Origin of the sequence: Dyadobacter sp. OTU695, from assembly GCF_038440355.1 — a bacterium.
Classification (GTDB): Bacteria; Bacteroidota; Bacteroidia; order Cytophagales; family Spirosomataceae; genus Dyadobacter.
In genome coordinates this window covers 156,715-179,835 of sequence record NZ_JASATN010000008.1, presented here as the reverse complement: position 1 = coordinate 179,835, position 23,121 = coordinate 156,715, and the positions used below count along the sequence as shown (strand labels likewise).

The following is a 23,121-nucleotide window of genomic DNA, read 5'->3' as shown; positions in this document are numbered from 1 at the left end:
TTTCGGTTTAAGTGAACAAATTGTCGGGTCGGGAAAAGGCAGAATTTTGGCCTGAAAGCTGGCAGATTTATCGTTGATGAAGAAGTTGGAATACTCTAAGAAATAAATGTCTTACTGACGTGTAAAAGACAATTATTCATACTTAAAGTAACATTAATGCAATAGTAGAAGGAATGCGAGAACAGACTGTCCTGCTCTGTCTGGTTTTAATTAATATTTAATTAGCATGAGTTTTTTGGATATATCTCATATTATCGTCGTCGTCCGGGCTGGTTGCGGTAACGTCAACGCTCTATCTCGCAGGGTATGAAGCAGGTGAGGCGAATTGGGGAGGAATGCCCGTGAGATCCTGGTTGCCAGCATCTCACGGGAAAAATGATTTATGATAAAAGTAATTCTTTTACTGGCAGGCCCTTTCCGTCGGGCGTAGTGTAGAATGGCCGCTTCTCGATTTCGTATTGTGTGTCCGGCGGGATGCCCAATGCGTGGTAGATCGTTTGATGGATTCCGTCGATCTTGACCGGGTTTTCGATCGTCTTGCAAGGGCGTTCATCGGCAGTTTTACCGTAAACGAAACCCTTTTTGATACCGCCCCCGAACATCAGCATCGAACAGCCGTCCGTAAAATGCCGGTGCATTCCGTAGAATTTCAGATCAGAAAGAATGTCGGGCTGCGCTACTTGCTCCTTGACCTTGGCGTCTGGTCGGCCTTCTACCATCATGTCGCGGCTGAATTCGCTTGCAAGCACAACCATCGTGCGGTCGAGCAGACCTTTTTCGTCGAGGTCTTTGATGAGCTGAGCAATCGGGCCATCAATTTGCTTTTTCATTTCCTGCAAGCGCGTATGACCGTTTTCATGCGTATCCCAGCCTTTGAACGGCTCGTACTCGGTGGTAACACTGATGAACCGCGCGCCCTGTTCGGTCAACCGGCGGGCAAGCAGGCAACCCAATCCGAACCGGCCGGTATTATAAATGTCGTAGCTCTTTTTAGGCTCCGTGCTGAGGTCGAATGCTTTCGATTCGGGCGAGTTGAGCAATGCGTATGCCTGTTCCATCGAGCGCTTCAATGATTCACGCTGATAGTCGCTGCCGAACTCGCCCACCGGGCTGTTGTTGATCAGCTCATTGTATAGCTGGTTCCGGCGCTCGAAGCGCTTTGCATCCATACCCACGGGCGGGCGCACGCTTTCGAGCCCCTGGCTCGGGTCGGGAATGAAGAACGGACCGAACTCATTGCCAAGGAAGCCGGCGGTGTGAAATGCTTTCAGCTCTTCGGCCTCGCCTACCGTGAACCGCTGGCCAATGTCAATGAATGCTGGAATCACCGGGTTTTTTGGCCCGAGTTCCTTGGCAATCCACGAACCGATATGCGGTGCTGCCACTGTTTGAGGCGGCTCATAGCAGGTATGCCAATGGTACTGATGGCGCGAATGCAGGATGTGCCCCATGTCGGCGGCCACGTAAGAACGGATCAGCGTTCCCTTGTCCATCACCTGCCCTATCGACTGCAAACCCTCCGAGAAATGGATGCCGTCGAGCTTGGTAGGAAAAGATTTAAACGTGCTCAAAACGCGGTTGCCTTCCATGTCTTTTTCGAACGGCGTGTATGCTTTCGGATCGAAAGTTTCGGTATGTGCCATGCCGCCCGCCATCCATAAAAGAATCACTGTGTCCGCCGAAGAATTGGCTCCCGCCTTCCCCCGGCATGAGGTAAGCAGGTTTGATATGGGGGCTCCCGCCGCCAAAGCTGCCATTGTAGCGGCGCTGGCACGTTGCAGAAACTCCCTCCTATTCCACTGGATATTCATTTCTCTATATATTTTAAATGTTTGTATTTCAATGTATTACTTTAATTAACTTATAGTACTTTAAATACTTTTAATATTTATAATTAATATCATAGGTCTTGTTCTTTATGTACATTATAAATGTTTAATCTGTATTTAAAGCTTTATTCATTTGATATGTTAGATATGTTTTGTTTGTGTCATACATTTAATATATCAACTGAAACTCGGGCACCAGCGCGATCGCCCACACGAGGTCCTGAATACCTTCCTCATTTGGTGTCGGGCCGAGGATTTTCTTCGCAGCCGCGAGCTCTTTCGGTACCGGCGAGCGGCCCAACGCCTTCCGGTAAAGAGCCGTCACGAGCGAGTCGGACGTCGGGTATTGCGACTTCCAGACCTTCGATCCTGCTTTGAGCGTTTCCGTGAATTTCGAGCCGTTCGTCAATTCCAATGCTTGCAGGAGGTTGGCCTGCGAAGTGCGGCTGGTACTGACGGTCTCGCGGTTCGGCCGGCCGAGCGAAGTAAGGAACGGATCGTTTTTAACGAAGGCCGCGCGCGGGAATGGCAACCGTGCCTTAATGTCTTCCGGCAGTTTTTTCAAAGCGAGCGCAGTGTCGGCATACATTGGCGTGAAGCTGGAACTGATCGCGTCGGCGAACTGCTCGGCCGTGAGCCTCCTGCGCACCATGCCCGTAAACTTGTAATCGGTCGCCATGATGTCGCCCGCTTCTTTCACCGACGTAGAAGGCAACTGATAGGTTTTCGATGTGACAATCGTATAAATGAGTTTTTTGACATCATAGCCATTCGTAACGAAGTCGGACGCCAGCCAGTCGAGCAAATCCTGACTCCAGGGCATATTATCCATCGCATCCACCGGTTCCACAATGCCCCGGCCCATCAGCTGTGCCCATACGCGGTTCACGAGCGTGCGGTATAACCTTCCGTCTTTCGGCTGTATCAGGAAATCGGCCAGCTGGCGCAGGCGTTTTTCAGTTTTTGCATTAACCTTGATTTCGCCCAGCTCAGGGTACAAAATGCGGGTTCCCGCGATTTTGCCCGTAGGCTTGTCGCAGCGATTGATTTCAAGTAATGTGTCGGCGAAGATGTTGGCAAATGCATATGCGTCGGCCAGTTTCCAGTCGCTGATGAAACTGTCGTGGCAGGAAGCACATTTTAGATTTAGACCTAAAAACACCTGGGCTACGTTTTGAGCAGCCTGCATTTCGGTGCGCTGACTGGAATTGATTGTGCCCCGCCATTTGATACCCTTAATAAAACCCTCGGATTCCTTGTTAGGACTGATCAGCTCTTTCACAAACCAATTGTAGGGCTTGTTATCCAGCAAGCTTGCGTAAAGCCATTTGGAAATGCCGAAGCGGCCGCCGGTAATGTAGCCCGTTCCGTCATAATCGTTACGGAGTGCGTCGTTCCAGAATGTCATCCAGTGCTGTGCGTACGCGTCATTTTGGGATAAAAGTTCTTTCGCAAGCAATTCGCGCTTGTCGGGGCGGGTATCCGCTATGAATGCATCCACTTTTTCGGGAGGCGGAAGCAGCCCGATAATGTCGAGGTAAACGCGGCGAATGTAAGTGCGGTCGTCCACCACCGGTTTCCAGCTGCCTTTGTTCTTTTGGAAATAGGCGTTTACAAAAAGGTCGACGGGTTTGTTAAGTTCCGCGGTCGCGGTTGGTACCGGAGGTGTGCGCGGAGCGAGCTCAGCTACCCTGTAAATGCTTTTTTCCTTGCCATCAGGCCATGGCGCACCTTTTTCAATCCAGAATTCGAGCAGCTTAACTTCTTTTTCCGTCAGGCGCTTACCTTTTGTGGGCATGGCCTCCTTATGGCCTTTGGGAAGGGAAATCCTGCGGATCAGCTCGCTTTTATCAGGGTGATTCGGAACGACAACGACGCCGTCCTCGCCACCTTTCATGATAGCCTCTTTGCTATCGAGCCGGAGCTCGCCTTTCATTTTGGTTTCGCTGTGGCAGCTGTAACAGTTGTGTGCCAGGATCGTCCTGACTTCCACATTCAGGTTTTGTATTTGTTCAGGCGTTAATGCGCCATTGTTGGTCAGCACAAAATCAGCCTCGGTTGTTCCTTCCGGCTCTACCGTTTTGTCAGCACCGGGCAGCACGCTCGACAAGTAATCTTCTCCGTGCGTGAGCATTGCGCCATAATGGCCCGCGAACGACACGCCGAAGACGGTCGATAGCAATAGTCCGCGGAAAAGGCTCCTGCTACCCGAGCGTAATGTGAATGCGGTAATAAGGGAAAGCACCATCGTGGCGATCCCCGCCCAGCGGTGGATTTCGAGATTGGTGCCGCTGGAATCTTCTGAGCTGGCGAGTAACAGACCGAATGCAACAGCCAGGACTGCACTTCCGGCGCTGATCCAGGTGATAATGCGCGTGCCATCACGCAAGACTGTCGATTTATGCTTCCAGTCGATCAGCTCAAAAAGCAATGCAATGCAAAGAAGTCCAATGGGAAAGTGGACCAGTAAAGGGTGCAATCGTCCTAAAAATTGCCAAAGCCAAAAAGTTTCGGTTGCTTGGAGTAACACAAGTTCAAGGGGTTAGTGGTTCAGGAATACCGGCGGGGATATTCCGCAATATCATACAATACTAAAATGCAGTTAAGGAAATAGTATCCTGTTCTGTCTTGTTATAAATAATAAATATTCATGATTTTCTAAAAAGGTTTATATAAATACCTCTTTGGGTAATGGATTGACTATTAGAGGTATAACGATTTTATTCAAGGATTAGTTATAAAATTTAACAGGAGAGACATATTGAATGCCCCTCCTGTGCATCGATACACTCAATCGGATCAGTAGCCCTGGTTTTGGGTCAGCTTAGGGTTGATCAGGATCTGCGGTGCCGGTAAAGGCAGGAAATACTCATTCTCAGTAAAGACATAGTCTGTCGAGTTGAATGGTACATTGCCCCTTGCCACGGTGGGGTTCGCGCGCTCCTGAGCACCGTGCGCATTCATGAAAGCTGCCCACTCGGCTGGTGTTTTGGTTCTTTTGAGATCAAACCAGCGGTGGTTTTCAAATGCAAGTTCCAGTCTTCTCTCTTTCAAAACAGCCGCTTTGAACGCCACTTTATCCATCATGGGAAGGTCGGCGAGACCGGCACGTTTGCGGACCTGGTTGACGTAGCCCAATGCTTCTGCCGTCGGGCCGGACTGCTCGTTAATCACTTCCGCCAGCATCAGCAGTACGTCGGCGTAGCGCAGTACCGGCCAGTTGGTATTCGTACGGTTCACGATCGTGTGCGGGTAGTTGTACTTGATTACGTAGGGCACCTTATACGTGGTGGTATCTAGCTTGAAATTGGGTTTAAGGGAAATATCCTTTCGTAAGTCGCCCTTTTCGTAAGCTGCCATGATATCATTGGTTGGAACATTCCGACCGCCGTTCGATCCCGCCGCGAAACCTGTCACCGCACCTTTGGAAACCCTTGGTGCAAACACATATTCGAAGTTGCTCCACTCCCCGTTGTCGTTATCGCCCTGGTACTGGATCTCAAAGATGGATTCGATCCCGTTTTTCCGGGATGGATTGTAGTTGTCCGCGTAGTTAGCGTGCAGTGCATAACCCAGTGTAGTTACCTCTTTCAGCGTCGTGGCCGCGTCGGCATACTTCTTCTGCGTAAGATAGGATTTGCCCAGCAAACTCAATGCGGCACCTTTGGTAGCGCGGCCAAGGTCGCCGGCGGCGGCGTATTTTGTGGGCAATGCCGCCGCCGCTTCTTTCAGGTCCTTTTCAATCTGTGCCCATACATCGGCCTGGGGCGATCGTACGAGATCGAATGCCGGGTCGGGGATATCCAGTGTGGATGTGACGATGATCACATCGCCAAAGTACTGGACGAGGTTGAAGTACATATAGGCGCGCAGGAATTTGAGTTGCCCTTCTGCTTCTTTTCGGCCGTTGTCGGTCATAGTGGCTTCCACCATTTTCTCCAACGTCAGGTTACAGTTGTACATGGCCGCATAGTAACCGTTCCAGAGGTTGGCAATTTCGCCGTTGCCCGAGTTGACCGTGCTGAATTCGAATGCTTCCCAGCCGCCTGCGCCTCCCCGGTCGGACGGGTTCAGGTCGACGGTCGTATTGTCAGTCTGAAATTCACCAAACAGGTATGCCGTGTTGGTGAGTGCCTGTACCTGGCTGTAAACGCCGCTTACTGCCTGCTTTACCTGCTCTTCGTTTTTGTAAAACAAATCGACTTCCACCTTGGTAGGGTCGGTTTGGTTAAGGAAATCTTCGCTACATGACGACAGGCCTAGTGCCAGTGCGATTCCGAGTATCGTTACTTTTTTCATCTTCGCCATTTTTAGAAGTTAACTTTAATGCCTCCAGAGAACGTCCTGGGTACCGGATACGACTCGTCGTCGTTGTTCAGTTCGGTTCCGCCACGTACGCCCGCGTCGGGGTTATTACCCGGATACTTGGTGATCAGCAGCAGGTTAGCCGCATTAATGAAGATGCGCGCATCCGACAGAATGCCGCCCACTTTGGGAAGCGTGTAGCCGATTGTCACGTTTTTGATCCAGGTATGGCTGCCGTCGTACACGTAGCGCTCGCTACTCTCGCGCGACCATTTGAAATAGTCGGTACCGCCCTGAGAGTTCTTCGCATTCGGGTTAGAGCCCGGGTTCTCGGGTGAACGCCAGCGGTCTTTCGCTTTTTCCAGCACGTTAAAGACACCGTCCATGTTCATCGTCGAAGCCTCGATGTTACGGTAAATATCGAATTTATGGGCGCCCATCAATAAGATACTCACATCGAAACGCTTATAGTCGGCCCCGACAGTCCATCCCCAGTTGAATTTGGGGTTAGGGTTGCCGATTTCAGTCATGTCCTTGGTATCGTAGGAAACGATTCCGTCCGGCCCGCCGTCGGGAGCGCCGTGCAGATCAGCAAATTTCATAGCCCCCGGTACGGCACCCTCCTGCAATGGAGCTGCGTCGATTTCGGCCTGAGTGTTAAAAATTCCGAGCTTTTTGTACCCGAAAATCATGCCGATCGGCCGCCCTACCTGCTGGATGTTATAACCTCCGTACTGGCTTCCTTGCAGGATAAAGTCGTTTTGTCCGCGGATGGCCAGGATTTTGCTGCGGTTGAACGTGATGTTTGCATTAGTCCTGAAATTCACCTGCCCGATCTTCATCCGATAGCTGGCTGCGAGCTCTACCCCCTGGTTCTGAACTTTACCCAGATTTTTCAAAGTCGAGGTAAAGCCTGAAACTGCCGGTATGTTGTACCCAAGCAGCATGTCATCCGTGATCTTCCTGTAATACTCGGCGGTAAAGACGAGCCGGTTATTGAAGGTTGAGAGGTCAAGTCCGATGTTGAGCTGGTTGGATTTTTCCCATGTCAGCTCCGGGTTAGCAAAACGGTTTACTGTCTTGCCGATCGACAATGCGTTGTTGAAAACATAGTTGTTCAGCGTCAGGAAGGCAAGGCTGGCGTAGTTGCCATCATCACCCGCATTCTGACCTGTACCAAAGTTGTTGTTGGCACTAACCTGGTAGGTATTGTTACCCGTCATCCCCCAACTACCACGGACTTTCAGGTCGGTAAGCCACGCCGCTTTAGGAATGAACGGTTCTTCCGAAATCCTCCAACCCACTGACACCGCCGGGAAGTTGCCAAATTGATGTCCTTCACTGAAACGGGAGCTTCCTTCGCGACGGAAAGACGCGGAGAGCAGGTAACGGTCTTTAAATGAATAGTTCAAACGCGCCAGGTAGGCAAGCATCGTCCATTTCCGCTCCATGGAATTGGAAGAACGGATTGTCGCATTGCCCAGGTAGGGCGCCAGGTCGTCCGGAAAGGTATTACCTGATCCATACAAACCCTTCACAATCTCTTGCTGGGCAGTGTAGCCAAGCATTGCATCCAGGTGGTGATTTTCTCCAAATTTCACATTGTACGTCAGCAACTGGTCGGCTGTATAGTTGCGCAGTTCTTCGGCGTCATCCCGCTCGGTTGCAAGACGCGGAGGCGCGCCATTAGAGCCTGTCGCAATCGCCAGACCGATTGTGGAAGGTACATATTCCTTGTACTTGTTATAGTTGATCTTCGCATTTACCGAGGTCCTGAATTTCAATCCCTTGGCGATGTTGATGTCAATGTACCCGTTGGCCAGGACATCGGCGATGTTCCTGTTACGGTCGATGGCTTTGAGCAGATAAAGCGGGTTGGGGAAACCGAAAATGTCGCCGACTCCATTATAATACGGAATCAGGTCCCCTTTCTGATCGTAGGCAGGGTACCGTGGGTCGCTGATGAGCGTCAGGCCCACCAACGCACTGCGGCCGTCGGTAGCCGCCAGGCTCGACCGCGAGTAGCTTCCCGCTATGTTTACCCCCATGGAAATGTATTTGTTAATGTCGCCCGCGAGGTTCGTACGAACGGAGGCGCGGTCATAGTCGGTGTATTTCAGCGCGCCCTCTTCTTTATAATAACCAATGGAAACCATTGATTTAATAGGGCCTTTCCCAGACGACATCGATACATTTACATCCGTATAGGCTGCATTGTTGTTCAGGATCAGATCAAACCAGTTGGTAGAATACTTGGTGTCGGCAGGGTTACGAAAGTCAATCGGTATCTCTTCATTCGTAGGCTGCCTTTTTTTGTCGAGCACAAAACGTCCGATAAAAACTTCCTTCTTGAATTGCGCAAAATCCTGGCCATTCAGCACCTTGGTTTTTCTTGAATCAGGGACATTCTGAATACCATAGTCGACAGAAACGTTCAGGCTTGTCTTGCCTTCTTTGGCCGACTTCGTGGTGATCAGCACTACGCCATTTGAACCACGGGCACCGTAAATGGCGGTAGAAGCCGCATCCTTTAAGACTGTAATCGTTTCGATATCGTTCGGGTTGAGGTTTTGACCGACAGAAATACCCACGGGGAACCCGTCGATTACATACAATGGATCACTACCGGCCCCGAGCGAGCTGATCCCCCGGACCTTGACTTCGAACTGCTGGCCAGGGGTACCACTTTTCTGTTTGATGATCACCCCGGGGGCCTGGCCCTGGATCATCCGGGTGACGTTTGACTTAGGGACTTCACCAATATCCTCCATGTTGATGTTGGACACGGCGGAAGTAATGTCGCGCTTGCGCTGGGTACCATAACCCACGACTACTACTTCTTCCAATGCTTTGTTATCCACGGCTAATTGAACGTCCAAAGTAGTCTGATTTCCCACTGAAATCTCTTTTGGTACGTACCCGACGAAGGAGAAAACCAAAATCGAGCTGCCCGATTCGGGCACATTAATGTTGTAACGTCCCTCCGTATCGGTCACGGTTCCGGTACTGGACCCTTTAACAACGATACTGACTCCCGGAAGACCGGCGCCATTTTCATCGGTAACCTTTCCGGCCAGCGACCTGTCGGCGGTCACCATGATCGGGTCCTTTATCGCGGCTGCTGCTGCCGGGGCTTGCTGGAAGCCAGCGAGTGCGACACCGAGCAACACCGGGCCGAGCATCAGCTTGTAATGCGGATGCAACCCGGTGTTGAATCTTAATTGTCGAGGTTGATTCATACGTTTAGGATTGGAATAGTTAGTGATTTGATTTGTAAAATGGGTCTCATGCGCTGTTTTTTGTCATAGGCAAGCAGTTTTTCGGTGAAAAGCGTGGCCGGTATGGCCGGAAAGAATAATTGAATTCAAATATGTTGCCGGAGGGAAAAGCAACTGGTCATCAGGTACATATCGTTTTCAATGTTTGATATGTACAATTAATGATTTGAATTATATTATTTTACAATAGTATCGGTATTTGAATTCCTTACTATCCTGTGCTGTCCGGTATCGGCTGGAAATTGTACGGTGGACACAATTAAATTTTCGTTGGCTACCGGGAGCAAAATTTAATCGTCAGCTAATATGCCGGCGCACTGTGATGTAGAAGAGGGAATTTGGCGGGCGTGAGGAAAGAAGATATAATCGAAGATGGCCCGATCGGTAAGAGGATGCACGTTCCATTGTCCGTCACCCCGAATAGTGACGGTACTAATGATACGTTTTTAATTTTGAACTTTGCCGTCACATTTTGTCAGCCCTGTTTAAACTCCTGAAAAGTGCCGTCTGAGTAGAAAATAAGCACTTTTTCGATCTTTTTCTCAGGCAATACGGGCGAGTTCTCTTTTACTACAACAGGCTGTGCGGGCTGTGGAGCGAGAACAATTTTTTTACGCGATTCTACGATCGGTTCCCGGGCTGCTTCGGGAGCTATTACTGGCAATGGTTCATCATCAAGAATCCAGCTGATACCCAAATCAGGAAAACGCTTTATAATTTTCTGCACCATGTCCAGACTCGGCTTGTTCCGGCCGGCGAGTATGTGCGACATGCTCGACCGCTGTATGCCTATTTCATCGGCGAAAAGCGATGGGCTGATATTTTTGTCAATTAGTATTTGTTTAATCTTATCTGTAAGGTCCATGCTGTGATTTCGAATTGTTACCACAAATGTAAAGTTTTAAGAATCATGGAACAATAGTAATGTAAATTATATTGACCCATTGAAAGTTAATATTGTAAATCATATGAATTTATACATGTTACATATGTGATTAAGTAATTGTAACAAATATAAACTATGGACCGGTGCAAAAAATAAGTGCGGCACGAAGATTTCATGTCGCACTTAGGTTGCGTTATACGGGAGATTGTCGGCAGACCTACACCGCTACGCTATTGTCGCGGAGTGCTTCGTTCAGGGAAGTTTTGAGATCTGTGCTTGGTTTGCGCTTGCCGATGATGAGCGCACATGGCACGTGATAGGTCCCTGCTGCAAACTCTTTGGGCAATGTTCCGGGGATTACGACGCAATCCTCAGGTACATATCCTTTATATTCCACGGGCTCACTACCGGTAACGTCGATGATTTTCGAGCTTCCTGTAATCGTTACTCCTGCACCCAAAACGGCCCTTTTTCCGATCCGTGCACCTTCTACAACGATACAGCGCGAGCCAATGAACGCACCATCTTCGATAATTACAGGAGCCGCTTGTACAGGTTCGAGCACCCCTCCTATCCCTACGCCGCCGCTAAGGTGGACATTCTTGCCGATCTGTGCGCAACTTCCGACAGTCGCCCAGGTATCGACCATTGTGCCTTCATCTATATAAGCGCCAATGTTTACGTACGATGGCATAAGGACGACACCTTTGGAAATGTAAGCACCGTATCTGGCCACTGCCGGAGGCACTACCCTTACCCCTAGTTGCTCATACCCCGATTTTAGTCTCATTTTATCATGGTATTCGAAAATCCCAACTTCGCTAACGTGCATTTGCTGGATTGGGAAGTAAAGAATGATCGCTTTTTTTAGTGCTTCGTTTACTATCCAGCCCCCATTAGCATCGGGTTCGGCCACCCGCATCCTGCCTTTGTCAACTTCTTCAATGATATCGCGAATAAAGTTCTTTGCTGATTCTTCTTTCAATAATTCCCGGTTAGTCCAGTAACTTTCGATCTGCTCAGTAAAATCCATGTTAAAGTATGAAGTTAATAAAAAGTATTTAATTCGTTTATTTACAGCTAGTTATATTGTTCAGTAAAATATAACCATCGTGTTTCAATTAAGGCAAAAGAGCAAGCACGCACAAGCAAAGTGCAGGAACTCAGATACAAGTATATAGGTTATTTTAATAGAATCAAAATTCACCAATTAGTGGATTACCAACTAAATTAGTAATTAAAAACCCGAAAATACTAATTAAGATGGTATCTCGACTGGATTTTGCTAATTTTAATGGTTATGTTGCGTTTAGGTTGTTTATACTTTATATTTCCTGTAATGCTTTTCATCCGCGGACATTTTTATTAATATTGCGGCTGAAATAACCAATCTACCTCGATATGTCAAAAGTAAAAGTCGCAATCAATGGATTTGGCCGCATCGGCCGCCTTGTTTACCGTCAAATCTATAACATGGAGGGCATCGATATCGTAGCCATCAATGATTTGACTAGTCCAAAAGTATTAGCACATCTTCTTAAATACGATACCGCACAAGGACGTTTCGATGCAGATGTAAAGCCTACCGACAACTCAATCGTTGTAAACGGCGAAAACATCGTAATCTACGCACAACGTGACCCTGCACAAATTCCCTGGGCCCAGCACGATGTTGATGTGGTTCTGGAATGTACAGGTTTCTTCACCAGTGCAGAATCAGCAGGTGCGCACATTAAAGCAGGTGCAAAAAAAGTGGTTATCTCCGCTCCTGCTACCGGCGACCTGAAAACGATCGTCTTCAATGTCAACCACGACATTCTCGACGGTTCTGAGACCATCATCAGCGGTGCTTCCTGTACGACCAACTGCCTTGCCCCAATGGCGCAGGTGTTGGAAAACAAATTTGGTATCGTGAACGGTTTGATGACTACCATTCACGCTTACACCAACGATCAGAACACCCAGGATGCTCCACATCCGAAAGGCGATTTGAGAAGAGCAAGAGCTGCTGCTCAGAACATCGTTCCTAACAGCACTGGTGCTGCAAAAGCGATCGGCCTTGTATTGCCTTCATTGAAAGGTAAATTGGACGGTTCTGCTCAACGCGTTCCAACTCTGACAGGTTCGTTGACGGAATTGACAGTTGTTCTTGGCCGCGAAACTACCGTAGAAGAGATCAATGCCGCAATGAAAGAGGCTGCTAACGAAAGCTACGGCTACACAGAGGACGAAATCGTAAGCAGCGATATCATCGGTATCAGCTACGGTTCACTGTTCGACGCGACTCAAACACGCGTTCAGAAAGTAGGTGACGTTCAGCTTGTTAGAACTGTTTCATGGTACGACAACGAAATGTCATACGTCTCTCAGCTTGTAAGAACTGTTTACTACTTCGCTGGTCTGATCCAGAAGTAATAGTAAATTCAAAATAAAAAGCCCGTTCCGGCGATCTGCCGGAACGGGCTTTTTTATGTGCAGTGCGCTAGACCAGCTGCGCTTTAATGTATTTAATGGTATAGCCTTTGGCCGTGAAAATCCCCTCATAATGCGTGCGGACGCCGTGGTGCTCGTCCAGCAAATGCGACTGATACAAATCGTCGGTATGCTCGACGATTTGGAAGTCCGACGCTTCCCCGATCGTCTGCAAAGTGTATTCGTAAAGGAATGTACTGTCTGTTTTAAGAAAAAACATGCCCCCTTTCTTCAAAAACGAAGCATATTTGGCCAGAAAAACGGGATTGGTAAGCCGGTATTTCTCATTGCGATCACGCACCTGCGGATCCGGATGGACAAGCCAGATCTCGCTCAACTCACCTTCTCCAAAAAATTCTTCCGAATACTGAATGCCCGCCCGCAGAAATGCTACATTCGACAGGTTATACTCGGAAGCTAATGCACTGCCCCGCGCGATCCGATCACCTTTGATATCGACACCGATAAAGTTCTTTTCAGGGAATTTCTGGCCTAAACCAACGGTGTATTCGCCTTTCCCGCATGCCAATTCTGCAACAATCGGGCTTTCGTTATTAAAGTACAGCTTGTTCCAATTGCCTTTCACTTCGGAATAAAGCGATTTGCCCGCCTGCACTACGTTTTCTGCCTGCTCACTAAATTTGTAATGATGTAACTTTCTCCTTGCCATTATACTTGTATGCTCTATAAACTTTCAATATCTGCGACTACAAAGGTACTACCGCCCACGTAAATTGCGTCGGATGGCGCCGATTCCCTAATCGCTTCCTCAAGGGCTTCGTTCACATTGCCGAAGGTTTTCCCTACCAAACCATGTTCCGATGCCCTCAATTGCAATTCCTGGGCCTTCAAAGCCCTCATATTAGAAGGTTCACAGAAATAATACGCTGCGTCCTTCGGAAAGAGCGATAACATCGTCGAAATGTCCTTATCGCCGACAAAACCCACGACAAATCGCTTCTTCCCTTTACAAACAGCATCGAATTGCGCCAGGGTTAGCGTCAGGCCAGCCGTATTGTGTGCCGTATCACAATAAACGTCAGGGCTTTGTCGTAGTTGCTGCCAGCGCCCTTTAAGCCCCGTAATCGAGCGCACCGACCCTAATGCCCGTTTTACCGAATCCTCGCTTATTTTCCAGCCTTTTGAGATAAGAACATCCTTGGCGGCCCACACGCCGATGATGTTTTTTAGCTGGTAGGCACCTGTCAGATCCGAAGCCAGGTCTTTCGCAACGATGGTCTCGGAAGCCTTATCCTCCACATCCACGAGCATTTTGCCGCCGGACGATCCGACGAAACTGACGTCAAATATATCGGACGCAAACGTTAAAGGAGCATTCGCCGCTTCGGCCGCAGCGGTAATTACGTCGCCAATCTCTTCATTCTGATGCTCGCTAACCACTACCGGAATACCCTTTTTAATAATTCCTGCCTTTTCACCAGCGATTTTGCCCAACGTATCACCCAAAAACTGCATATGATCGAAGCTGATATTGGTAATAACCGACAGCTCCGGCGTAATGATATTGGTCGAATCCAGTCGTCCGCCCATCCCAACCTCTATCACGGCAATGTCCACATGAGCCTTCTCAAAATAGGCAAATGCCATGGCAACTGTGACCTCAAAGAAGGATGGAGATAGGTTATCAATGTTAGATTTCTGACCATCGACAAACTTAATAATGAATTCCTCAGGTATACACGTACCATTTACACGTATTCGCTCGCGAAAATCCTTTAAATGAGGCGATGTATAAAGCCCGACCCGATACCCTGACTCTTGCAGGATCGCTGCCAACATATGCGACGTGCTTCCCTTGCCATTGGTGCCTGCAATGTGGATAGTGGGATATTTGTCCTGCGGATCTCCCAGGGACTTACATAACTCCCTTGTAGTATGAAGGCCCGGCTTAAAAGCACGGGCCCCAATATTCTGAAAAACCGGCAATCTCTCGTACAGATATCCGATCGTTTCCTGATATGTCATTTAAGTATTAACGTGAACGTATTTTAAAAGTGATGGTACCGATCGATTCGTCAGGCACATTGGCTGATTTGGGCACGAATGTAAGGTCCCTGACAGCGCTTTTATATTTATTAACAACCGCATAATCCGTTACTGTTGTCGCCTGGGTAATCACACTTTTTACACGGCCATTCTTATCGACCGTGATTTTAAAGGTAATGTCGCCGGTAGCATCCGAATTATCATCCACAACCGGTCTCCTGGACCAGCTCCATCCCGAGAGGTTGAGGCCAACATTTGTACCTCCTCCGCCTCCTTCACCTTTATAGGTTTTCGCAAAAAGGCTACCGGTTTTCGATCCTTTGTCACCTACACCCTCCGCGTCGTCGCCATTGTTGTTACCGCCGACGCCGGTTTTGGTGCCATTGGTGCCGTTGCTTCCCGATTTACTGCCGGACGACTTGCTGAATAACGCATCCTTGTTGACAGCCTTTTCGGGCGCCGGCTTCGCAACCGGTGCCGAAGCATTTTCGCTTCCGGTCGATTTTTTAACGTCAGTCTTCTCCGGGGCCTCCACCGGGCTCTCTACCTTCGAAGTGATCGCAGGCTTCTCAGCGATCGTTTTTGTGGGCTTTGGCGACTCTATTTTAGGTGGCGTGGGAGGTGTCGGCTTCGGCGTAGCTACCGATTTCACCTTCTTGACCTCATCGGCATCCGCTTTCATGTTCTCCCGTACCTTGCTGTCGTTGGGCTTATTGTAGGTCTGAATGTCCCCTTTCCCCACTTTGCTGGTACCGTAATTCACTTCCACAAACAACTCCATAGGTTCTACCTTGGGAAGTGAGGAGCTAAGCCGGATGAAGAAGAATAAGCCTAGCATGGCAGCAGTGATCCCAAAGGACCACGCCCATGATATTGCGATTCGCTGCCGGTCTTCTGCCTGTAATGTGATCATTTATCAATCTGGGTTTTTCTTTCGGAAAACGTAAAAGTAGTAAAAAACGTATGCAACAAAAAAAGGAGGCCAAAGACCTCCTTTATCTATTTTCAGGTTTAAAACGCTAGTTTTTCTTGTAAACCCAACCTGCTTCCCCGATTACCGCTTTGAGTTTTGCGGAAGCCCGGTATGCATCCGTTTCATTGTCAAATCCATCCACAGCCACCTTCACTTTTTTGCTGCGCTCGTTGCCCGGGATGATCAATGCATTGGTGAAGCCTTTCTCCGTAAGTTGGGCAAGTAAAACTTTTGCCTGTTTCGTGCCTTTAAAAGCGCCGGCAATCACATAAAACTTCGCCGAAGCGATATCCGCAGGCTTTGCCTCGGTAACGGCGGGAACCGCTGCGGGAGTGTTCGCTACCGTTGCAGGAGTATTTACAGCTGCTGAATCAACCGGCAGCGAATCTGTTTTCAACACTACCTCATCAGTAACGGGTGCCGGCTTGGGAGCCTCCACTTCTTCTGTTGCTACAACGATCGTCTCGGCAGCTTCTTTCCGGCTGAACATTTCAGCAAACGGGTTCAACGTGCTTTTGATATATTCGTTCTCCGTATTCACAAGGAAAAAGCTCAATCCGCAAAGCAAACCGGCTATTACGGCAGCAGCAGCCCAGCCTGTCCAGCGACGTGGCCTTGTTTCGGTTTCCAGTTCAACCACTTCAACATCGTCGTTGACGTAATGCGCAGCGTTTAATGCAGCTACCGGGCGGGATTGTACCTCTGTGGCTTTAACCTTTTCAAAGCCGTACCATTCGTCTTTAAAGTACTTACCAGTGTTAGGTTCAAACACCAGCTTGCCTTCTACATTCTGTTTGAACTCACCAATGCCGATAATGCTGGCTTCCCCGTTCAAATCGAGGCCGGATCTCAGGCGATCGGTATAGCCTTTGATATATTCGACCGCATCCGCGTGCGTTACCTTCTCATGGCGCGAAATGTAGTTCGCCAGCAGCCCGTCGTCCAGTTTCAAATACTCATTAAATGCCAGCCTTTTAACAGGCGGCGCGAAAATGCCCGAATTACCATCATAAACCGCTGGTACCTGATGCGAAAGCAAGGCACCGAAGCCGGGAATGATCACGAATTCGTATTCTCCGATGAGTTTCCGAATGACTGTTTCGACTGCTATCATGAAGCAAAGTTTGGTGTTAACTCAGCGAAGTTAAAAAGAAAAAGACAATCCAGCAATAAAGTTCAAACCCTGCTGCGGGTAATATTGGTAGCGCTGGTAGTTCTTGCCCAGTACATTGTTCAGGTTCACAAACGCAGAGAAGTTCCTGGTTAACAGGTAGTCGATTTTAAGATTCAGATCCGCAATCACAGGTAATTTGGTGACAGCGCCAGTCTGAAAATTTTTCGCTTTCAAGCCTCTCAACATATAAAAATCCGCCGTAACAAAGAGCTTTTTGCTGATGGTAAGGGCATTGAACCAGTTCAAAGTAAGGTCGGGACGATGCCAGGCTTCCTCTACCTTATCCACGGCGTAATCAAAGAAATTGGCTTTGAGCGAGGTTTTGAACAATTCATTGAAATTGTATCCGGCCTGTGCGGAAATCGTCAGCACCTTGGTCTTGCCCGGATCGAAAATGGCAGAGAAACGCGAAGTATCCGAAAGCGAGTTATTGTAGGAATAAAAATTCCTGTAAGAAGTATAGGCTACTTTACCTTCGTAATTGATGCCTGTACCGGTTTCTCCTTTAACACCCGCGCTGATGTCCGACGTCTTTTCAGTATTCATGACCAGTACATTCGGACCGAGCCACTGGTTTTCGCTCAGCATGCTTCGCAATGTATTTCGCACGATATCGCCATTCCAGCCCGCAAAAATGTGAATGCCCGAAATGGGTGTCACGTCCAGGTTTACGGCAGGAAATGCTTTGGTGCGGTTGATGTCCAGCTGACTATCCGTCTCGTTAACCGCATTGATACCCGCCGAAACCGAGAATACGTCGTTCACGTACTTGAACGTTGGTTTAACACGGAACAAATTACGGTTGTAGGTAAAGTAGTCGACGCGCTGTGATACGTAAGCGTCTGCTTCCAGCAATGCAAAGAACGTTTCGGAAATAGGTACCGATGCCGTCAGGTTTGTTCCCCAGTCGATCTCAGACGCATTGTAGCGGTCCTTCAACGTATTCAGCCCTGTTTTTACCGAGTAATCTACCAGCACCGAAGCATCGGTGTTTTCGAAGCCCAGGTTAAACCCGAATTGATTGATTGTCTGCCGGATTGTGTCGCGGTTTACCACAACGCCCTCGGGCTGCGGCTTGTAGCCGTAGAAATAATAGTTTTTGCGGTCAAAATTGAAGCCTGCATCGACTTTGTACTTCGAACGGATGTATTTTCCCCCAATTTTAAAACCAGTAGTTGCATTGGCCGAATTCTTGTCATCCACGGGGCCATTGGCCGCCGAAAGGTGTTTCAGCTGTGCAGTGAATGCGAGATCTTCCTTCGGCCGTCCGCCTACGAATAACTCGCCCAAGAACCGGCCATAGTTGCCGCCGCCGGCTTTTACATAATTGTTCAGCACATCGGGTTCGTCCTTGCGGCTTTGTTCGTCCGACGACGCAGCTACTGCCGGCGTCAGCTTCGGGGAAGCGATATTGATCTCCGGATCGACGATCTGGTAGGACACCTTCTTTTTACCTGTCTCGCCCTTCACAGGCTGTACTTTATCGAAAACCCGGTCGGCCGGGGCGAATTCAATGCTTTTGTCCTTTAAGATTTCGTAGGTCTGACTTTCAATCTCTCCTCGTTGCGCGATCGCGAACTGGGAAGAGAAACCCAGCGCGAGCAAAAACAGGGATGAGCGTAATATCTTGGAATGCGTCATGGATAACGAGTTTTTCTGTTTAATGAAACCGTAATTCACGGGTTATTTTTCAATTTTGTTCAACTTCTCCTTGGCCAGTTCCACCGCTTCCTTGTCATCGGAATTCTCGATGATGGAATTCAGCGTGGCCTTCGCCTGAACCTTCTCGTTCATGCCCAGGTATACGTCCGCGAGCAGGATGAACGAGCGCGCGCGCCAGAAGTCGTATCCCTCGAAGTTTTTTCCCATTTCGATGATGGCCGTTTCCGCTTCCTTGTATTTCTTCTCTTTGTAAAGAACCATGGCCGACCAGTACGCGGCTTCCGCGCCAAATTCGTCTTTGGACGAAGTCGAAAGCTTCTTAAACTCTTCACCGGCCTTTTTCAAATCGCCTTTCTCGTATGGCACCTTTCCGAGGTAAAGCTGCGCCTTACCCAGACTGGCCGGCACGACGTTGCCCATATTAATGATCTCTTTCGCATAGTACAGCGTCGAGTCATAGCTCTTCAAGGTGAAATAGGTGTCCATCAGGCCCGTCCAGGCAGTTGCCTGATCCTTCTTGTTTTCCGCATTGCGCGAAAGTACCCGAAAGCTCGTTACCGCGTTGTTAAAGTTACCGCGACCGATTTCCAGTTCCGCCGAACGCTGCGCCGACGCACCTACAAACTGCGACCGGTTTTGTTGAACCACTTTACTGTAATATTGAAGCGCTTCATTCACCCGGTTGGTCTTATCATAAGACGACGCGATGAAGTAAGTAGCATCGTATTGGTGTTTGCTTGCAGGATAGCTTTTCAAAAACTCCTGCAATGCAGAAATCGCATTCTCGTATTTCTCGGCATAATACAGATTTCGCACGTTATCGAACTCCACACCTTCCAGTTTCTCGTTACCCGGGTTGTTTTTGCGCACAGCACCTAACACCTGGTTGAACTCCTCCGGACGTCCCACAGCCGAATAGCTTTCCTGGATACCTTCCAATGCGCTTTCTGCGGATGGCGAGTCGGAATACTCGGTGAGAATTTTGCGGAAGTCGACGATCGCCTGCTCATAAACCTGCAGGTTATAGTACGACTGCGCACGACGGAGCAATGCGGCCGGGATAAGCGTGCTCTTGGGTTTTTCGTTAATCAGGCGTGTAAATCCCTTCACGGCCGCAGAATAGCTCTGATTCTGGAAATCGATGTCAGCGAGCTGAAAATAGGCATTATCCAGGTGTTTCGACTGTGGGTACTGGCTGATCAGCAATTCAAACTGCCTTTTCGCTTCCGCCTCGCGGTTCATGTACACGTACGCGCGTGCCTTTTGAAAGATCGCATAATCCTTATCGACCTTACCTTTGGCGGCCACCTGCTCGTAAGTACGGATTGCCTCACTGTAATTTTTAGCTGCCAGATAACAGTCGGCCAGCCTCGCATGCGCGTCCTCGATCATGTCCGCCTCCATTCCTTCAATGTTGTTGGTAAAATCACGGAAGTACGGCAGCGCCTGGCTGTATTTTTTCTGGTTATAGTAAATGTATCCCAAAGCGTAGAGGCTCTTTTTAGCGTAAATGCCCGCTTTGGGATTCTTGGCAATCTGGTTATACAATGTCGCCGCTTCATCCACCCGTTTCAAACCATACACCGATTCGGCTTTATAGAACATGGCCGAATTATAAAGCTCAGGATCGATCGGGAATTTCAGCGACTTTTCGAACATCTCGATTGCCGGTTCATAACGTGCGGCATTGAAATCCGTCACGCCCTGATTATAAGTCAGCCTCTGATAGGTACTATTTATTTTAGCATTGCGCGTTTTCAGGGCCTCAATGTACTTTATCGCAGCGGAACTATTGCTTGCGCTGGCATATCCCTCGGCCACTAATTCCGTTGCTTCCTCGGTATGCTTGCTTTCAGGGTACTTCGCCATGTAATTATTCAGCTCTTTCACGGCATCTGTGTTATTACCGAGTTCCAACTGCACTTTTGCATGGTTATACATGGCCTCTTCCTTTACAACCGGGTTAAAGTCCAATGCTGCTGCATTACCGAATGACGTTAAAGCATTGCTTAAATTGGTTGTCTTTAAGTTACTGATTCCAAGTATATAAGAAGCGTACTGCGAAACAGAATCCTTGCCATTTCCAATAGGCTTTAAGGAGGTGATCGCGCCTTCAAAATTGTTGTTGCGGAACTGTGCATGACCGTAATGCAGGGCCACTGTCGGAGGTACCGCTCCTGGCCGCATACGCTTATAGCGTTCATAGGCCTTCACAGCATTAGCATAGTCGCCTTTTTCATAATAGACCTCTGCAACATACAAAGCGACGTCATCGAGCTTGGTATTGCCACGCTGTGCGCCAAGAATACGTTCGCCATATGCCAGGAGCTCGTCAAACTTTTTAAGCTGGTAGAGAGAAGAAATGATCCAGTTAGGCGCTTCGTTTTTATAATAAGGATGCTCCTCGATTCGCTTGAAATCCTGGTAGGCCTCTTCGAAGTTGTTTTTCTGGTAATTGATTACCCCCGCATAGAAGGAAGCGTCGCCCGCATTCTCAAAAGCCGCTTCATTTTTCACCTGATTAAACAACGGAAGCGCAAGGTCCGGCTGCTTGGTATTATAGTACGCCATTGCCAACCGGTAGGTGCTTTCCAGCCTCCCCGCTCCTGCCCCAGGCAAGTCTACGGCCTTTTCGAGGTAGGTAATGGCTTTTTCGTAATTGCCGCTTTCATAATAGTATTTACCCAGATCACTATAAATAAGCTGTGCTTTGGGGTGTTCGGCGTGGTTCTTGACAAACCTGTCAACCTGCACTTCAGCCTCGGGATAATTGAGATACAGCCCAGTTACCGCCACATAATACTCGGCCGTAACCTTATTGTAATCGCTCGTACTGAGCAACTTATCCTGCGTATTCAGAAATTCGCCGAATTCCTGCCTTGCAGCCACGTAATTAGACTTTGCATAATATTCGAGGCCGTTGCGAAAGTGTGCTTCCGGCTCCGTAATACTAAGCGTATTCTGGGCTACTACGGAAGACGCGCCTACACATACAAACATGCCGATGGTGGAGGCGCTGCGTTTAAAAACCATAGATACTGAGTTGGTGGAGTTTTGAATTAAGTTTTTGTGGTCTGCCATATCCTGACAAAAGAATATTTTGGTTCTCACTTACCGCTTAAAATTGTTTGCTATCTAACGAAAAGTGCATTAAAACCGTATACGTACGCGTGTCAGGAATACGCTGTCTGGGCTAAAAAAGCACATTATGGCGCATAAGCGTGCCGTTAAAATCGGCGTGCATCGCATCGAAACGATCGGCAATGGCTTGCGTGAACGCTTCATCCATACAAGCTTCCAGCTCTTCTGCCGAAGCTACTTCGTAATCATCGATTTTGTAAGTTTGCTCGTACATTCCCGATTCGATTTTGATAATGTACTTGCTGTTCCATTGGTATAGACCGATTTTGTAGCGAGGGTTAGGGATGTCCTTGATGTACCTCATAACTGGTGTTCTTACTTTACTAATTATATGTTATTCAAATTCAATTCGTTATTTCAGCTACTTTTATTAGTACTAACATTACTAAACTGCACGAGCCAGAGCAAAAAGGATGCTGCCGATTTTTTTCTGAAAGGCAACCAGGCACTTAATCAAAAGAACTATGCCGAGGCATTGAGGCTGTATGACGAAGCGATTGCCAAAAATGCAGATTTTTCGGACGCCTATCTCAACAAGGGGATAACTTTGTTGAAATTGGGGCGCCTGGAAGATGCTTACGAGATTTTGACAGAAGCGATCCGCATCGACCCTACACTGGCACAGGCAAATCTCGTGCGGTCGGAAGCCGCGCTCGATTTGGGCCGGATTAGAGAGGCCCGGGAGGATTTAGCTCAGATAGAGAAGCAATATCAGGACTCGACCCGCTATCATTTGGTCAAAGGCAACCTGCTCGACGCCGAAGGTAACCCATCACTCGCCATTCCCGAATATGACGCGGCCATCCGACTGAGCAAAACGAACGTAGAAGCCTATGTGAACCGTGGTGCGGTCTATTACAGGATGGGCTCCTACACCGAGGCCCGGTTGGATTTTGAAACCGCCGTCGCTCTTGACCCTGCGCAACCGCAGGCATTAAATAATCTCGGCCTCATCGCTTCGAAAAACAAACAGTGGCCACAAGCCATTGATTACTTCGACCAGGTACTGGGCAGGGACCCCGCCGAGCCTTATTCGCTCAACAACAAGGCATATGCCCTGCTACAAACCGGAAAGGCAGAAGAAGCTCGGAATCTGATTGAAAAATCCCTGGATAAGCTGCCCAGAAACGGTTATGCCTTGCGTAACCTGGGGATTTATCATCAGCAGAAGGGAGATGTTTCCGAAGCGCTAAATGCATTCAAGAAGGCCATCGAAATTGCCGAGCCTGTGGAATTGCTCTACGGTTTGGCGGGGCAGGCTTATTTCGCGCAAAAAAACACGGCAGAAGCTTGCAAGATATGGAAGCAGGGAGTCTTGCTGAAAGACTCCCTGGCAACGGCCGAGGCAGCCAAATACTGCCGCTAGGATCGGGTCGCGCAGATCGAGTCGCGCA

15 protein-coding genes are annotated in these 23,121 nt (G+C 48.7%); 2 read left to right on the top strand and 13 right to left on the bottom strand.

What is annotated here, in order from left to right:
* Nucleotides 1-380: 380 nt before the first annotated feature.
* From AAHB90_RS16780 to AAHB90_RS16755, 6 genes are all read right to left on the bottom strand, one after another.
* Entirely contained in the window at nucleotides 381-1,811 is a 1,431-nt protein-coding gene (locus AAHB90_RS16780) for a DUF1501 domain-containing protein (protein WP_342086362.1), read from the bottom strand.
* A gap of 187 nt (nucleotides 1,812-1,998) precedes the next feature.
* Entirely contained in the window at nucleotides 1,999-4,308 is a 2,310-nt protein-coding gene (locus AAHB90_RS16775; RefSeq protein ID WP_342086361.1) for a DUF1549 domain-containing protein, read from the bottom strand.
* Between the two features lie 320 nt (nucleotides 4,309-4,628).
* Nucleotides 4,629-6,128, bottom strand: a complete 1,500-nt coding sequence (locus AAHB90_RS16770; RefSeq protein WP_342086360.1) for a RagB/SusD family nutrient uptake outer membrane protein — start codon at nucleotides 6,126-6,128, stop codon at nucleotides 4,629-4,631.
* 11 nt (nucleotides 6,129-6,139) lie between these two features.
* On the bottom strand, nucleotides 6,140-9,373 hold the full coding sequence (locus tag AAHB90_RS16765; protein ID WP_446717909.1) for a SusC/RagA family TonB-linked outer membrane protein: 3,234 nt from the start codon (nucleotides 9,371-9,373) through the stop codon (nucleotides 6,140-6,142).
* Nucleotides 9,374-9,887: 514 nt separating this feature from the next.
* Nucleotides 9,888-10,277 carry a helix-turn-helix domain-containing protein gene (locus tag AAHB90_RS16760; RefSeq protein ID WP_342086359.1) on the bottom strand — a complete coding sequence of 130 codons (390 nt, stop codon included), beginning with the start codon at nucleotides 10,275-10,277 and terminating at the stop codon, nucleotides 9,888-9,890.
* Nucleotides 10,278-10,515: 238 nt separating this feature from the next.
* Nucleotides 10,516-11,331, bottom strand: coding sequence for a 2,3,4,5-tetrahydropyridine-2,6-dicarboxylate N-succinyltransferase (locus tag AAHB90_RS16755; protein WP_342086358.1), 816 nt, complete (start codon nucleotides 11,329-11,331; stop codon nucleotides 10,516-10,518).
* A gap of 368 nt (nucleotides 11,332-11,699) precedes the next feature.
* On the opposite strand from AAHB90_RS16755, the gene gap reads away from it, so the two are divergent.
* Nucleotides 11,700-12,713 (top strand): type I glyceraldehyde-3-phosphate dehydrogenase, encoded by a 1,014-nt coding sequence (gap, locus tag AAHB90_RS16750; RefSeq protein WP_342086357.1) that lies wholly within the window; start codon nucleotides 11,700-11,702, stop codon nucleotides 12,711-12,713.
* Nucleotides 12,714-12,780: 67 nt separating this feature from the next.
* On the opposite strand, the gene trmB is transcribed toward gap, so the two are convergent.
* The 7 genes from trmB to AAHB90_RS16715 all read right to left on the bottom strand — a co-directional run bounded on the left by trmB (nucleotide 12,781) and on the right by AAHB90_RS16715 (nucleotide 22,031).
* The gene (gene trmB, locus AAHB90_RS16745; RefSeq protein ID WP_342086356.1) at nucleotides 12,781-13,440 is read right to left on the bottom strand and encodes a tRNA (guanosine(46)-N7)-methyltransferase TrmB; all 660 of its coding nucleotides are present in this window, start codon (nucleotides 13,438-13,440) and stop codon (nucleotides 12,781-12,783) included.
* Between the two features lie 14 nt (nucleotides 13,441-13,454).
* Nucleotides 13,455-14,756, bottom strand: a complete 1,302-nt coding sequence (locus AAHB90_RS16740) for a bifunctional folylpolyglutamate synthase/dihydrofolate synthase (protein ID WP_342086355.1) — start codon at nucleotides 14,754-14,756, stop codon at nucleotides 13,455-13,457.
* 7 nt (nucleotides 14,757-14,763) lie between these two features.
* Nucleotides 14,764-15,690, bottom strand: a complete 927-nt coding sequence (locus tag AAHB90_RS16735) for a hypothetical protein (protein ID WP_342086354.1) — start codon at nucleotides 15,688-15,690, stop codon at nucleotides 14,764-14,766.
* A 106-nt stretch (nucleotides 15,691-15,796) separates the two neighbouring features.
* Nucleotides 15,797-16,864 carry an HU domain-containing protein gene (locus AAHB90_RS16730; protein ID WP_342086353.1) on the bottom strand — a complete coding sequence of 356 codons (1,068 nt, stop codon included), beginning with the start codon at nucleotides 16,862-16,864 and terminating at the stop codon, nucleotides 15,797-15,799.
* A 30-nt stretch (nucleotides 16,865-16,894) separates the two neighbouring features.
* Nucleotides 16,895-18,565 (bottom strand): TonB-dependent receptor, encoded by a 1,671-nt coding sequence (locus tag AAHB90_RS16725; RefSeq protein ID WP_342086352.1) that lies wholly within the window; start codon nucleotides 18,563-18,565, stop codon nucleotides 16,895-16,897.
* A gap of 42 nt (nucleotides 18,566-18,607) precedes the next feature.
* Nucleotides 18,608-21,619: a tetratricopeptide repeat protein gene (locus AAHB90_RS16720; protein ID WP_342086351.1), complete on the bottom strand. Its 3,012-nt coding sequence runs from the start codon at nucleotides 21,617-21,619 to the stop codon at nucleotides 18,608-18,610.
* Nucleotides 21,620-21,779: 160 nt separating this feature from the next.
* Complete coding sequence (locus tag AAHB90_RS16715; protein WP_342086350.1) at nucleotides 21,780-22,031, bottom strand: hypothetical protein; 252 nt, start codon at nucleotides 22,029-22,031, stop codon at nucleotides 21,780-21,782.
* 27 nt (nucleotides 22,032-22,058) lie between these two features.
* On the opposite strand from AAHB90_RS16715, the gene AAHB90_RS16710 reads away from it, so the two are divergent.
* Nucleotides 22,059-23,093, top strand: a complete 1,035-nt coding sequence (locus AAHB90_RS16710) for a tetratricopeptide repeat protein (protein ID WP_342086349.1) — start codon at nucleotides 22,059-22,061, stop codon at nucleotides 23,091-23,093.
* Nucleotides 23,094-23,121: the final 28 nt, after the last annotated feature.